Origin of the sequence: Luteococcus sanguinis (genome assembly GCF_039527675.1) — a bacterium.
GTDB lineage: Bacteria > Actinomycetota > Actinomycetes > Propionibacteriales > Propionibacteriaceae > Luteococcus > Luteococcus sanguinis.
The window spans coordinates 1-13,725 of record NZ_BAAAKI010000011.1 but is presented as its reverse complement, the minus strand read 5'-3'; the positions used below and the strand labels follow the sequence as shown (position 1 = coordinate 13,725).

Below are 13,725 nucleotides of genomic sequence, written 5' to 3'. Positions count from 1 at the left end.
GTTCGTGGCCGGTCGGCGATCGGTGCCGAGGGTGATGACCCGGTCTGCGGCCGCGAGCACGGCGGGGCGGTGGCTGACAACCAGCGCCGAGGCCCCACTGGCGCGGATAGCCTGGAGCACGGTGGCCTCGGTGTCGGAGTCCAACCCCGCCGTCGGCTCGTCCATGACCAACAGGTCGGCGGCGCCGCTGCGAATCCGCAGCAGGGCCCGCGCGATCGCGACCCGGCGGCGCTCACCGGCCGAGAGACCCTGCGCATCGTCGCCCACCTCGTGGTCGAGGCCGATTCCCGGTGCGCCCGCATCGTCCAGGGCCGACCGCAGCGTCGCCTCGTCGGCCGAAGGGTCGCCCATCCGCAGGCTCCGAGCGACCGCGCCGCGCAGCAGCCCGGGCTCCTGCCCGACCCACGCGACGCGCGTCCGGTCGACGGCGACGGTGCCGGCGGCAGGGTCGAGGAAGCCCATCGCCAGTGCCAGCGCGGTCGACTTCCCGCCGCCGCTGGCTCCGGTCAGGGCCACCACCTCGCCGCGCGCGACCCGCAGGGACAAGTCGTCCAGCACGGGGGTGCTCCCGTGGGAGAAGGCGAGCTTTCGCAGGTCGAGGGACAGGCCTGCCCCGGGCGCGCTGCTGGGGGCCGGACCCTTCTCGGCGGCCTCGATGATCGTCAGCGCCTGGTCGGCGGCGGCCATCCCGTCGGCCGCATCATGGAAATGTGTGCCCACCTGCCGCATCGGCAAGTAGGCCTCGGGCGCCAGCACCAGGATGAACAGCGCCTCGTCCAGGCCCATGTTCCCGTAGACCACCCGGAAGCCGACGCTCACCGCCACCAGCGCGACGCTCAAGGTGGCCAGGAGTTCCAGGGCGAAGCTCGACAGAAAGCTCACCCGTAGCGTCTTCATCGTCTCGCGCCGGTTCGCCTCCTCGGTGATGGCCAGGCCAGTGCGTTGCCCGCGCGCCCGTCCGAAGGCCTGCAGCGTCGGCAGGCCGGTGACCAGATCGGCGAAGTGGTTCGCGAGGCGGTCCTGCACCTTCCAGCGGCGCGCGACCTGTGCCTGCGTCGTCCAGCCGATGAGCGCCATGAACACCGGGATCAACGGCAGTGTCACGGCGATCACCACGGCACTCAGCACGTCCTCCCGCGCGATCACGCCCATGATCAACAACGGCACGACAATGGCCAGCACCAGCTGGGGGAGGTATTTCTGGTAGTACCCGTCCAGCGCGTCCAGGCCGGTGGTGACCAGCCCGACGAGCGTGGACGAGGAGGTCCGCTGGTCGAGTGGACGCGCAAGTCGGGCGCGCAGCAGGTCTTCGCGAAGGCCGGCCTTCACCGCGGCGGAGGCGCGGTGGGCGAGCCACTGGTTGGCCCAGGCGAGCACGCCCCGGACGGCGAAGACCCCGGCGAGCAGGGCGAGCCAGGTCGGCAGACCGGTCAGCTCGTGGGTCGCGAAGACGGACGTGATGGCGACGGCCAACAACCGCGCCTGCGCGATCAGCGCGATCGTGGAGACCACCCCCACGACGGCGAGGGCGACCAGGAAGAACCTGGTCGCCCTACCGCGCCGCACGAGGCGGGGATCAATCGGACGTGCCACTCAGTGCCCCAATCCAGTCATCCAGCACCAATCATTCGTCCAGCACCAATCCAGGCATCGGCTCAGTGGGCCGCGAGGGGCAGGTTCTTGGTGCTGAGCCGACGACGGAAGACCCAGTAGCTCCAAGCCTGGTAGCCGAGCACGACAGGCACGGCGGTGCAGGCTGCGATCGTCATGATCTTCAGCGTGTAGGGGGAGCTGGAGGCGGTCGTCATGTCGAGCGGGTGTGCGGGGTCCAGGCTGATGAAGCCGAGGTTGCCGTACATCTTCACGAAGATGTCCACCACCAGGAAGACGATCGCCAGACCGGTGAACAGGAAGGCCATGCCGTCGCGTTGCTTCGTCGCCATCAGCCAGGACGTGACCAGGCAGGCCACCGCCAGCAGTCCGGCCAACCAGCAGATCAGGGTGGCCGCCGAACCCAGCCAGCTGCTGTCGCCAGCGGGCCAGGCCAGGTTCTGCCAGACCACGAAGACCGCCATCAGCGCAGCTGCCGCGAGCTGTGCCTTCGTCGCGAAGGAGTTGGCGTTGTGCCGCACGTCCCCGCGGGTCTTGAGCGCGATGAAGACCGCACCGTGGGCGAGGAAGAGGACGACGAACAACACGCCCCCGAGCAGGCCGAAGGGGTTGAACAGGCTCCAGAAGCCTTGGGCGACGAGCACGTCGGAGCCGACCTTGATGCCCTTCACGAAGTTCGCGAAGCCGATGCCGAAGACCAGTGCGGGCAGGAAGGAGCCGATGGTGGCGCACCAGTCGAAGGCCGCCTTCCAGCGCAGATCGTCCCGCTTGGCGCGGTACTCGAACGCCACCCCGCGCAGGATCAGGCCGACGAGCACGAGGAAGAGCGGCAGGTAGAGGCCGCTGAACAAGGAGGCGTACCAGCCGGGGAAGGCGGCGAACATGGCGCCACCGGCGGTGAGCAGCCAGACCTCGTTGCCGTCCCAGAGCGGGCCGATGGTGTTGATCATCACCCGGCGGTCGTCCTCATTGCGTCCCAGGACGGGCAGCAGCATCCCGACGCCGTAGTCGAAACCCTCCAGGAAGAAGTAGCCGAGCCACAGCACGGCCGACAGCAGGAACCACATCATCTGCAGGCCGGTGGGCTGCGTATGCATGAGCGTCAACATGTCTCGTCCTTCTCAGTAGGCGAAGGACAGAGGGGCGTCCTCGTCCTCGATGACCTCGACGGGGGCCACCTCGGGCAGCCCGGCACGGTTGTACTTGAGGATCAGGCCGAACTCGACGACCGCGAGCACGCCGTAGATCAGTGTGAACAGCACCATCGTCAAGATCGCCTCACCGAGGCTGACCGAGGGGGAGACCGCGGTCAGGGTGGGCAGCACGCCGGCGACGATCCACGGCTGGCGGCCCATCTCGGTCATGATCCAGCCGAAGCTGATCGCGAACAACGGCATGAACGGCAACAGGGCCATCGACCACTGCCACAGCCGGGTCGGCATCGGGTTGCGCCCACCACGCAGCGCCCACAGGACCCATGCGCCGACCAGTGCGCCGAGCGCACCGAGGCCGATCATCAGGCGGAAGCTCCAGTAGGTGACCGGAACATTCGGCGTGACCTTGACGTCTTGGGTCTTGAGGATGTCGGCATAGGTGGCCTGCAGCTCGGTCTTGGTGCCGTCCTCGCGCAGGAAGCCCTGTTCGGCGTACTGGGCCTTCAGATCGTCGATGCCCTGTACGGTGCCGTGCACGGTGCCGGTGGCCATGAAGCTGAGCAGGTAGGGAACGCGGAGGCTGAACAGCTCGTCCTCGCCGTTGAGGGAGCCGATGGTGAACACGGAGAAGCCGGCCTCGTCCGTGGTCTGGTACAGGGCTTCGGCGGCGGCCATCTTCATGGGCTGCGCCTCGGTCATCGCCTTGGCCTGCAGGTCGCCGGTGATCATCGTCGCGACGGACGAGACGAGCAGCACCCAGGCGCCGAACTTGGCCGCCCAGCGCCAGGTGGTGACGTCGCGTTCGACGTGCTCGGCCTTGACGTGGGTGCCGGTGTAGCTGAGGTCGGTGCCGGCGGGGGCGTCCGTGCGCGCCTTGTTGAGGCGTGCGAGGTGCCAGCCGGACAGGCCGGCGACCAGGCCGCCGGCGACCATGTAGGCGGCAGCGATCTGGTGCGGGAAGGTGGCGACGAAGACCGGGTTGGTGAGCAGGGCCCCGAAGTCGGTGAGCTCCGCGCGGCCATTGCGGAAGGTGGCGCCGACCGGGTTCTGCATCCAGCTGTTGGCGGCCAGGATGAACACGGCCGAGAGCATCGTCCCGATCGCGGCCAGGTAGATCGCCATCAGGTGCAGCTTCTTGGGCAGGCGGTCCCAGCCGAAGATCCACAGCCCGATGAAGGTGGACTCCAGGAAGAAGGCGAGCAGGGCCTCAAGCGCCAGCGGGGCGCCGAAGACGTCCCCGACGAAGCGCGAGTACTCCGACCAGTTCATGCCGAACTGGAACTCCTGCACGATGCCGGTGACCACACCAGCGGCGAAGTTGATCAGGAAGAGCTTCCCGAAGAACTTGGTGAGGCGCAGGAAGTTGTCGTTGCCGGTGCGGTACCAGATCGTCTGCAACACCGCGACGAGCATCGACAAGGCGATGGTCAACGGGACGAACAAGAAGTGGTAGACCGTCGTGATCCCGAACTGCCATCGGGCAATGATCTGAGCGTCCATGGGGCGGAATGTACTACGGGGTGTAGGAGCATTCAAAAGTGTTCCCTACACTGCCGCCATGGCGATTTTCGGGGAGCTCGAGACGGCGGTCTTGAATGTCTTGTGGGCACAGGGAAAGCCGATGAGGGCGCGCGACGTGCACGAGGTCTTGACCCGTGATCGAGAGCTGGCCTACACCACCGTCATGACGGTGCTGGACCGGCTGGCCAAGAAGCACGTCGTCGAGCGGGAACAGCCAGCTGACGAGCGCTTCTGGCTCTACACCCCGGCTCAGGGCAGGGCCGAGACCTATGCCGCCGCCGTGGCCGCGCTGCTGGACGAGGCGGGCGCCGACGCCCCGCGTGTGGTGGAGATCATCGGGCGTAGGTCAGCTCTGTGAAACGTGCCTGTGTGCGCGGGCGGTGATTTCGATCAAGGTTTTTCCTGCCATGGCGAACCCCAACGACTTCACCGGCAATCGGGACGGAAAGTGGCGCCCGTCAGAACAACTGGCAAAACGCCACTTCGCTGGCGGTGGGCAATGACCCCACATCCGGTCGCAATTGCCGGTCGCGATGGTTCGTATCGGTCGGGCGCATGAACGCTCAGGCGCACGTCGAGCATGATGGGGCCATGACGATCCACGCCGAGCATCCCTTCGCGTCCAGCGGTCGCGACCTCGGACGACAGATCCGCGCCCGCCTCGGTGGGCGGGTCGCGCTGTTGACCACCGGGCAGGGGCGTTCGCGCGTGGGGCTCACGGTGTCGAGCGTGCTCGTCGCGGGGGGAGAGCCTTGGCGGGCGGTGGTGCTGCTCGACCCCGACTCCGACCTCGCCGAATCCCTTGAGGTGGGCTCGCCGGCGGTGCTGCAACTGCTGTCGGGCCCGCACCGTTACCTGGCAGATGCCTTCGCGGGCCTCGCGCCGGCCCCTGGCGGGCTCTTCACGCTGGGCGACTGGGAACAGACCGAGTGGGGCCCCCGGCTATCGGAGGCGGAGAGCTGGGCAGGCGTTCGCGTCGAGTCGCGGCGCACGATCGGTTGGTCCGAGGAGTTCGTCCTTGCGCTGGAGGGTGGGGCGGCGGGAGAGTCCGCTGAGCCCCTGCACCACGTCCGGGGGGCCTACCGGACGCTGTGAGCCCGCAAGGACGCCGAAACCGGAGTTGGTCTGCACTAAGTGCGGTGCAGACCAACCCCGGTTCGCGTGTGGTCCTTCAGGCGAAGTCGGCCTTGCTGATCAGGCCGTGCACCCCGGTGGTCCTGTCGACGAACTGGCTCACGTAGAAGTCGCTGGCCGCCGAGAGGTAGGCGTAGGCGACCTGCCGGGGAACGCCGAGGTCGAACTCCAGGTGGTCGAGGGCATTCACGACCGCGCGCCGCATGGCGATGTTGAGGTCGGACGATGAGCCATTGCTCAGCCCGTCCGGGTCGCTCAGCCCAATGGGGATCCACGAATCGGCCGTCTCACCGAAGGGGTGGCGATAGGCCACGGAGGGGGCGTCCCCCGACCCGGGCTTGCAGACCGTCAGCCGGAAGGTGCCCCGCAGCGACCCCTCCATCGCCGTCAGCGCTACCTCTCCCGAACCCATGGCGTGGTGGGGGTCGCCGACATAGAACAACGCACCCTCTGCGGTCACCGGCAGGTAGAAGGTCGAACCGATCCCGAGGTGCCGGATGTCGATGTTGCCGCCGCCCAGCGTCGGGGGCACCGAGTGGGCCGAGGGATCGGTGAGTGTTCTGGCCTCGGACCTTGCGACGCCCATCATGCCGAAGAAGAGCTTGGGGGCGAACGACAGCGTGCGCGAGCCGGCCGCCATCCGCGCTCGCCCGCCCTTGATGGAGGCGAACACCGACACATTGCCGTAGGTCGCCGGATCGCCGGTCTCGCGGTGGTCGCTTGCGTGGGGTGGCATCACCTCGGCAAGGCTGATTCCCGCCGGGGCCGCGCCGTTGGCGCCGACGGCCAGCGTTCCCTTGCCGTGGCGCGAGGAGACGACGCCGTAAGGCACGCGCGTGCGCAGGTCGACGGTCTCGATCTTGAGCACGTCCCCGCGCTCGGCGCCCTCGACGAACACCGGTCCGGTCACCACGTGGGGGCCATCGGCGTCGAAGTTGCGCGGGTGACGGTTGTAGTGGGCGGCCACGTCAATGGCATCGCTGAGCACATTCCGACGCGACACACCGTGCTCGCCGAACCATGCGACCGGGTCGCGTCCCTGGTCTTCGAGGATGCCCTCATGGCTCAGCGCGTCGATGGTGATGGTGCGCCCTGACCGCATGCGGCTGACGGGCGCAGTGTGCACGGTGGGCACGTAACCCCAGATGACCTCCTCGGTCGCCGAGGCGAGGTAATGGTCGCCCACGATCGTGCCGCGGTGCGGCTGCAACGGCGCCCCGCCCACCACCTCCCTGCCAGAACGGGCCGAGCCCTTCCTGGACGAGCCGGCAGCAGCCGTGGCGGGGGAGGCAATGCTGCCGGCGCCGATGGCGGTGGCAGCGGCCGAGGTGGCCAGGAAGCCTCGCCGCCCGAGCACATGGGCCAGCGTCGTGGCGGCTTCGGGCGGGGTGGGGGCGTTGTGGGGGACGTGCACGGTGGGACCTCCGGGTTGTGGGGCTGGAGCCCCGACGCTAGGGAGCCCGGCGACGCCCCTTGTGACGCGCGGGTTAAGGCCGTGTTACGCCGCTCGTTGCCACCGTCCAGGACGAGGGTCAGGCCGCGTCGACCTGTGTTGCCGCCGAGAACTGCGACTGGTAGAGGTCGTAGTAGTGCCCCTTGGTCTCCAGCAGCTCGTGGTGCGTGCCCTGCTCGACGATCGCGCCGTTCTCCATCACCAGGATCAGGTCGGCATCGCGAATCGTCGACAGCCGGTGCGCGATGACGAAGGCCGTCCGATCAGAACGCAGCGCCGTCATCGCCTGCTGGACGAGCATCTCGGTGCGCGTGTCGACGCTCGAGGTCGCCTCGTCGAGGATCAGTAGCGAGGGGTCGCTCAGGAAGGCCCGCGCGATCGTGATCAGCTGCTTCTCGCCCGCCGACACATTCGAGCCTTCCTCATCGATCACCGTGTCATAGCCATCGGGCAGGGCGTGCACGAAGCGATCGACATAGGCGGCGGTGGCGGCGGCCACGATCTCGTCCTCGGTGGCGTCGGGCTTGCCGTAGGCGATGTTCTCGCGAATCGTGCCGCCGAACAGCCAGGTGTCCTGCAGGACCATGCCCATCTGGCCGCGCAGTTCGCGGCGTGGCACGGACGAGATGTCGACCCCGTCCAGGGTGATGCGCCCGCCCTGCAACTCGTAGAAGCGCATCAACAGGTTCACCAGCGTCGTCTTGCCGGCACCGGTGGGGCCGACGATCGCGATGGTCTGGCCGGGCTCCGCGATCAGGTTCAGGTCGTTGATCAGCGGACGCTCGGGCAGGTAGCGGAAGTCGACGTGGTCGAAGACAACCCGTCCCGTGACCGGCTGGGCCAGCGCGCCGGTCGCGTCAGGCGACTGCTCCGGTGCGTCCAGCACCTGGAAGACCCTCTCCGCCGAGGCGACGCCCGACTGCAGCAGGTTCGCCATCGAGGCCACCTGCGTGATCGGCTGGGTGAACATCCGCGAGTACTGGATGAAGGCCTGCACGTCGCCCAGGCTCATCGAGCCCGAGGCCACCTTCAGGCCGCCGATCACGGCGATCGCGACGTAGTTCAGGTTCCCGACGAAGAACATGATCGGCATGATGATGCCGCTGATGAAGGAGGCGCCGAAGGCCGAGGTGAACAGACCGTTGTTGTGCTTGGCGAAGGTCTGCTCCACCTCGCGCTGGCGGCCGAAGACCTTGACCAGCGAGTGGCCGGTGTAGGCCTCCTCGACGTGGCCGTTGAGCTCGCCTGTCGACTTCCACTGCTGTGCGAACATCTTCTGCGAGCGCTTGCCGATCAGGCCGGCGACGACACCCGAGATGGGGACGATCAACAAGCTGACCAGCGCCAGCTGCCAGCTCACCCAGAACATCATGATCATCACGCCGACCAGTGTCAGCAGCGCGTTGAGTACCTGCGACAGCGTCTGCTGCAGGGTTTGCGAGATGTTGTCGATGTCATTGGTGACGCGGCTGAGCAGCTCTCCGCGCGGCTGCTTGTCGAAATAGCTCAGCGGCAGCCGGTCGAGCTTCTCGCCGACCTCCTGGCGGATCCGGTAGATGGATCGCTGCACCACGCCGTTGAGCAGGTAGCCCTGCAGGTAGGCCAAGATCGCCGAGGCGACGTACAGACCCAGGCACCACAGCAGGATGGAGCCGACGTGGCCGAAGTCGATGCCCTGGCCGGCGACCACGCCCATCTTCTCGACCATGTCGGCCATGTCACCCATGCCGTTCTTGCGCATCGCGTCCGCGATCACGCTGGCGGGGGTGCCGGCGGGGAAGCTGTTGCCCAGCGACTGACCGATGGCGCCGGAAAAGATGGCGTTGGTGGCACGGCCCAGGATCTTCGGACCGACCACCGCGAAGGCAACGCTCAACGCTGCCATCGCGATCACCATGGTGATCAGTGCGCGCTCGGGGCGCAGGTGCCCGAGCAGGCGCCTCAGCGAGGGGATGAAGGCGACGGGCTTCTCGACCACTCGTCCCATGCCCATCGGGCCGTGGCCGGGGCCGTCGCCCTGGTTGGCCGGGACGTCGGGGCGCTCGGGCGCAGTGTTCGCGTCGACGGCCGCGGCGGCGGCCTGGTCGGCATTCAACGTGCTGGTGGTTGCCCCCAGCGCGTGCTGGGGTGCGGTGGGTGCGAGGGCGTCGACGCCCTGGTCTTCCGGGGTCTCGTCCATCGCGTGGCGGGGGGTGGTGCTCATGCGGCTGCCTCCTCGGCGCTCAGCTGGGAATCGACGATTTCGGCGTAGGTGGGGCAGGTCGCCAGGAGTTCGTCATGGGTGCCGCGCCCGGCGATCCGTCCGTGCTCGAGCACGAGGATCTGGTCGGCATTGCGGATGGTCGAGACGCGCTGGGCGACGATCAGGACGGCCGCCCCGGCCGTCCAACCAGCCAGTGCGGCGCGCAGCCGGGCGTCGGTGGCGACGTCGAGGGCGCTGAAGGAGTCGTCGAACACGTAGACGTCCGGACGCTTGACGAGCGCGCGGGCGATCGACAGGCGCTGGCGCTGACCGCCGGAGACGTTGGTGCCGCCCTGGGCGATCGGGGCCTCCAACTGCCCGTCCATCTCGCGGACGAAGTCGTCGGCCTGGGCCACCTTGAGAGCCGCCCACAGTTCCTCGTCCGTCGCGTCGGGCTTGCCGTAGCGCAGGTTGCTGGCGACGGTTCCGCTGAACAGGTAGGGCTTCTGCGGGACGAGTCCGATCCGGCTCCACAAGGTGTCGGGGTCGAGTTCGCGCACGTCCACGTCGTCGACGAGCACGGTGCCCTTGGTCGCGTCGAACAGGCGCGGGATGAGGCTGACCAGGGTCGTCTTGCCCGAGCCGGTGGCACCGATGACGGCGGTGGTGCGGCCGGGGGTGAGGTCGAAGTCGATGTCACCCAGCACGGGCTGATCGGCGCCGGGGTAGCTGAACTCGACGCCCCGCATGGAGAGCTCACCGGCGACGCCCACCTCGGTGCGGCCGTTGATCGGCGGCACGACGGACGATTCGGTGTCGAGCACCTCGACGATGCGTTCGGCGCAGACGGACGCGCGGGGGGCCATCACCATCATCATCGACGCCATCATCACGCTCATCAGGATCTGCATCAGGTAGGTGAGGAAGGCGGTCAGCTGGCCGACCTGGATGTGGCCTTCGGCGATCCGGTGGCCGCCGAACCACATCACGCCGACGCTGGAGACATTCATCACCAGCATCACGAAGGGGAACATGAAGGCCATCAGGCCGCCGAGCTTCGTGGCGGTGTCGGTGAGGTTGGCGTTGGTCTGCTCGAAGCGCTTGGCCTCGTGCGGTTCACGGATGAAAGCGCGGACGACGCGGATGCCGGTGATCTGCTCGCGCAGCACCCGGTTCAGGTCGTCGATGCGGGTCTGCTGCACCCGGAACAGCGGGCCGAGGCGCCAGATCAGGGCGCCGATGCCGGCCGCGAGAACGAGCACGGCCGCGACGATCAGCCAGGTCATGCCCATGTCTTCGCGCAGCGCCATCACGACGCCGCCGACCATCGTGATGGGCGCGCTGATCATCATGACCAGGCTCATCAGGACGATCTGCTGCACCTGCTGCACGTCGTTGGTGTTGCGGGTGATCAGCGAGGGCGCCCCGAAGTGGTTCACCTCGCGGGAGCTGAACGACAGCACCTGGCCGAAGATCGCCTCGCGCAGGTCACGCCCGAGCGACATGGCGACGCGGGCGCCGCACCAGGTGGCGCCGATCTGCGCGGCGACCTGCACCAGGGAAACGGCCAGCATGTAGCCGCCGTGCACCCAGATGTAGCGGGTGTTGCCCTGCGCGACCCCGGTGTCGATGATCCGGGCGTTGAGGTTGGGCAGGTAGAGGGAGGCGATTGTCGCGACGAGTTGGAGCACGGCGACCACCGCGACGAGCCCCAGATAGGGGCGCAGGTAGCGGTTGACGAGCTTGATCAGCATGGTTCTTCCTTGGCGATTCCGCCGAGCAGCAAGGCGGCGAGCTGGCGAGGGTCGGTGAGGTGTTGGTCGGTGAAGTGGGGGTGCGCGGTGGTGAAGGCCATCGCGCGAAGCAGTGAGGCGGCCTGCTCGACCGGGCAGTTGAGCCGGTGGGTGTCGGGTTCGAGCACGCGGACGATCGCGTGGTGCAGCTGCTCGCCTTGTTCCCGGTGGCGGGCCATCGCCTCGGGGTCGTGATGTGGGCCGGCGTCGTGATGTGGGCCGGCGTCGTGGCGCGGGTCGGTGCCCGGGCCAGACGGGCGGTCGTCGGCCGGGAGGGAGAACAGGGCGGCGAAGATCGCCGAGGTGTCGTCGATGGTCCGGCGCAGGGCAGTGAGCGCAGCCACCGTCCGTTCCGTCAGGTCGAGGGAGCGGTCGATGCCATCGAGCTCGTCGCACAAGTCGGTGGGGTCCATCATGGCGTCCAGCGTCGCCTCCACCAGCTCGCGCTTGGTGGCGAAGACCCGGAACAGCGTGCCCTCGGCGATCCCGGCGGCCTCGGCCACCTGTCGGGTGGTGAAGCGTCCGCCCTCGGCCAACAGCAGGGGCCGGGCGGCACGGACGATCTCGGCCCGGCGTTCATCGGGGGGTAGTGCAGGTGCGCGTCGTCTCACGGGGTCCAAGAGTAATGAGTGAGTACTCACTCACACAAGATGGCCGACGTCGTTGTCGATCCGGCGCTGGTGCCCTCCGACGTCACCGCGACCAGCCCTTGTTCGCGCAGCATGGCGGCCGATCTGCCCGGGGCCAGCTTCCGGACGTGGTGAACGTCCCGCTGGCCCCAGACGTGATCGACCGGCTGCTGGGCAAGGCCCGGCTACTTGTCGAAGCCGTCGTCCTGCGCGTTGTTGATCAGCGAACCGCCGGTCTGGCGGTTGTGCTCCTCGGCGGCGCGGGCGCGTTCGTCCAGCGTCCCGACGGTGGAATCACCATCGATGCCCAGCTCGGGGTTGCGCGGGTCGACCACGGGCTCGGCGCTGTTGTCCTCGATGGTCTCGACGAAGTCCTTGTCGCGGGTTGTCCCGGCGGTGTCGGCGTTGTACTCGGTCATGGCTCCTCCTTCTGTGAGGGCCCCGGCAGCCAGGGCACGATGTTGACACTAGGCAGCACCGGCCCACCGCGCCACAGACAACCGCTCGGGTTCGCGCAGGGCTCAGCGCACGTCCTAACCTTGACCGGTGACCGACACGACTGCGCCCGAGCCCACTGCCCCCGCCAACAACCCCGAACTGCCCGAGGGCGCTTCGGTGAGCGAGCAGATGCTGGTGCGGCGTGACAAGCGCGAACGCATCCTCGCCGAGGGCAAGCAGGCCTACCCGGCCGACCTGCGCCGCACCCACACGCTGGCGCAGGTGCGCGCGACCTGGGGCCACCTGGAACAGGGCGAGGAGACCACGGACGAGGTGACCATCGGCGGTCGCGTCGTGTTCATCCGCAACACCGGCAAGCTCGCCTTCGCGACCCTGCAGGACGGTTTCACCCACGCCGACTCCGGTGAGCGGTTGCAGGTGATGCTCTCGCTGGCAGAGGTTGGCGCGGACGCCCTGGCGGCGTGGAAGGCCGAGGTCGACCTGGGTGACTTCGTCTGGGTGCGCGGACGCGTGATCAGCTCGCGCCGCGGTGAGCTGTCGGTGATGGCCGCCGAGTGGCGGATGGCGTCCAAGGCCCTTCGTCCGCTGCCCACGCTGCACAAGGAATTGTCGGAGGAGGCGCGGGTCCGCCAGCGCTACGCCGACCTCGTGGTTCGTCCCGAGGCCCGTGACATCGTGCGCAAGCGTGCCGCCATCACCCGCGCAGTGCGCGAGACCCTCGACGGCCAAGGCTTCATCGAGGTCGAGACGCCGACCCTGCAGCTCGTCCACGGCGGTGCCGCCGCGCGTCCGTTCAAGACCCACCTCAACGCCTTCGACATCGACATGACGCTGCGCATCGCGCTGGAGCTCTACCTCAAGCGCGCGATGGTGGGCGGCGCCGACCGCACCTACGAGATGGGCCGCATCTTCCGCAACGAGGGCATCGACTCCTCGCACTCGGCGGAGTTCACGATGCTCGAGGCCTACATGAGCTGGGGCGACCAGTTCACGATCGCGGAGGTCATCACCGACGTCATCATGGCCGCCGCCGATGCGGCCGGCACGCACCAGATCGAGACCGAGGCCGGCACCATCGACCTGGACGGTGAATGGCGCTGGCTGAGTTTCTACGAGGGCCTCTCGGAGCACCTGGGCGAGACGATCGATATCGACACCCCGGCCGAACGACTGGTCGAGCTGCTGGAGGCCCATGAGGTCGACCACGACCCCACGTGGAGCGCCGGGAAGCTGGCGATGGAGCTCTTCGGCGAGCTGGTGGAGCCCGGCCTGCTGCAGCCCACCTTCGTCTGCGACTACCCGGCGATCGCCCAGCCGCTGGCCCGCCCGCACCGCAGCAAGCCCGGCCTGGTGGAGGCCTGGGACCTCATCATCGGCGGCATGGAGCGCGGCACCGGCTTCTCGGAGCTGGTCGACCCGGTCGTCCAGCGGGAGGTGCTGACGGCGCAGTCGCTGGCCGCCGCCGCGGGTGACCCCGAGGCGATGCAGCTGGACGAGGACTTCCTGGCCGCGCTGGAGTTCGGCTGCCCGCCGATGGGTGGTCTGGGGCTCGGCATCGACCGCCTGGTGATGCTGTTCACCAATGCGGGCATCCGGGAGACGATCCTGTTCCCGCTGCTCAAGCCGCAGGGCTGACCGCCGGGCCCGCGACCGTCGGCATTCCAGGCATCACAGCGTCCGGACGAGCATCCCTGAGCCTCCCCTGTCCCCGGCCTGGTCGCGACTAGGTGTTGGTGGCAGACAGGTTCATGACAGTCGGGTGATGGGAGCTTTCCCGCCGAGTGCTCTG

General features: G+C 68.3%; 11 protein-coding genes and 1 pseudogene. 4 read left to right on the top strand and 8 right to left on the bottom strand.

Annotated features, from left to right (window positions below; translation table 11 throughout):
* Positions 1–27 precede the first annotated feature (27 nt).
* The 3 genes and pseudogenes from cydD to ABD089_RS08460 all read right to left on the bottom strand — a co-directional run.
* Positions 28–1,536 (bottom strand): annotated as a pseudogene (cydD, locus tag ABD089_RS08470) (thiol reductant ABC exporter subunit CydD); the annotation flags it as partial.
* A 119-nt stretch (positions 1,537–1,655) separates the two neighbouring features.
* Positions 1,656–2,720, bottom strand: a complete 1,065-nt coding sequence (cydB, locus tag ABD089_RS08465) for a cytochrome d ubiquinol oxidase subunit II (protein ID WP_343885889.1) — start codon at positions 2,718–2,720, stop codon at positions 1,656–1,658.
* Between the two features lie 12 nt (positions 2,721–2,732).
* A complete protein-coding gene (locus tag ABD089_RS08460; RefSeq protein WP_343885888.1) occupies positions 2,733–4,265 on the bottom strand; it encodes a cytochrome ubiquinol oxidase subunit I in 1,533 nt (510 codons plus the stop codon).
* Between the two features lie 58 nt (positions 4,266–4,323).
* Between ABD089_RS08460 and ABD089_RS08455 the strand changes: the two genes are divergently transcribed.
* Positions 4,324–4,644: a BlaI/MecI/CopY family transcriptional regulator gene (locus ABD089_RS08455; RefSeq protein ID WP_343885887.1), complete on the top strand. Its 321-nt coding sequence runs from the start codon at positions 4,324–4,326 to the stop codon at positions 4,642–4,644.
* 233 nt (positions 4,645–4,877) lie between these two features.
* Entirely contained in the window at positions 4,878–5,381 is a 504-nt protein-coding gene (locus ABD089_RS08450; protein WP_343885886.1) for a flavin reductase family protein, read from the top strand.
* 76 nt (positions 5,382–5,457) lie between these two features.
* Here ABD089_RS08450 and ABD089_RS08445 read toward each other — a convergent pair whose 3' ends face one another.
* From ABD089_RS08445 to ABD089_RS08430, 4 genes are all read right to left on the bottom strand, one after another.
* Entirely contained in the window at positions 5,458–6,834 is a 1,377-nt protein-coding gene (locus tag ABD089_RS08445; protein ID WP_343885885.1) for an acetamidase/formamidase family protein, read from the bottom strand.
* A gap of 118 nt (positions 6,835–6,952) precedes the next feature.
* The gene (locus ABD089_RS08440; RefSeq protein ID WP_343885883.1) at positions 6,953–9,076 is read right to left on the bottom strand and encodes an ABC transporter ATP-binding protein; all 2,124 of its coding nucleotides are present in this window, start codon (positions 9,074–9,076) and stop codon (positions 6,953–6,955) included.
* Complete coding sequence (locus tag ABD089_RS08435; protein ID WP_343885882.1) at positions 9,073–10,809, bottom strand: ABC transporter ATP-binding protein; 1,737 nt, start codon at positions 10,807–10,809, stop codon at positions 9,073–9,075. The genes ABD089_RS08440 and ABD089_RS08435 overlap by 4 nt, the downstream gene beginning before the upstream one ends.
* Positions 10,803–11,459, bottom strand: coding sequence for a TetR/AcrR family transcriptional regulator (locus ABD089_RS08430; protein WP_343885881.1), 657 nt, complete (start codon positions 11,457–11,459; stop codon positions 10,803–10,805). Before ABD089_RS08430 ends, ABD089_RS08435 begins: the two co-directional genes overlap by 7 nt.
* An 18-nt stretch (positions 11,460–11,477) precedes the next feature.
* Here ABD089_RS08430 and ABD089_RS08425 point away from each other — a divergent pair, with 18 nt between their 5' ends.
* A complete protein-coding gene (locus ABD089_RS08425; protein WP_343885880.1) occupies positions 11,478–11,612 on the top strand; it encodes a hypothetical protein in 135 nt (44 codons plus the stop codon).
* Positions 11,613–11,662: 50 nt separating this feature from the next.
* On the opposite strand, the gene ABD089_RS08420 is transcribed toward ABD089_RS08425, so the two are convergent.
* Positions 11,663–11,896 (bottom strand): hypothetical protein, encoded by a 234-nt coding sequence (locus ABD089_RS08420; RefSeq protein WP_343885879.1) that lies wholly within the window; start codon positions 11,894–11,896, stop codon positions 11,663–11,665.
* A gap of 208 nt (positions 11,897–12,104) precedes the next feature.
* Here ABD089_RS08420 and lysS point away from each other — a divergent pair, with 208 nt between their 5' ends.
* Positions 12,105–13,571 carry a lysine--tRNA ligase gene (gene lysS, locus ABD089_RS08415; RefSeq protein ID WP_343885921.1) on the top strand — a complete coding sequence of 489 codons (1,467 nt, stop codon included), beginning with the start codon at positions 12,105–12,107 and terminating at the stop codon, positions 13,569–13,571.
* The last annotated feature ends 154 nt before the right edge of the window (positions 13,572–13,725 follow it).

Coding starts and splice junctions, on each gene's coding strand:
- cydB (WP_343885889.1), bottom strand. CDS start 2,720: ATGTTGACGCTCATGCATACGCAGCCCACCGGCCTGCAGATGATGTGG.
- ABD089_RS08460 (WP_343885888.1), bottom strand. CDS start 4,265: ATGGACGCTCAGATCATTGCCCGATGGCAGTTCGGGATCACGACGGTC.
- ABD089_RS08455 (WP_343885887.1), top strand. CDS start 4,324: ATGGCGATTTTCGGGGAGCTCGAGACGGCGGTCTTGAATGTCTTGTGG.
- ABD089_RS08450 (WP_343885886.1), top strand. CDS start 4,878: ATGACGATCCACGCCGAGCATCCCTTCGCGTCCAGCGGTCGCGACCTC.
- ABD089_RS08440 (WP_343885883.1), bottom strand. CDS start 9,076: ATGAGCACCACCCCCCGCCACGCGATGGACGAGACCCCGGAAGACCAG.
- ABD089_RS08435 (WP_343885882.1), bottom strand. CDS start 10,809: ATGCTGATCAAGCTCGTCAACCGCTACCTGCGCCCCTATCTGGGGCTC.
- ABD089_RS08420 (WP_343885879.1), bottom strand. CDS start 11,896: ATGACCGAGTACAACGCCGACACCGCCGGGACAACCCGCGACAAGGAC.
- lysS (WP_343885921.1), top strand. CDS start 12,105: ATGCTGGTGCGGCGTGACAAGCGCGAACGCATCCTCGCCGAGGGCAAG.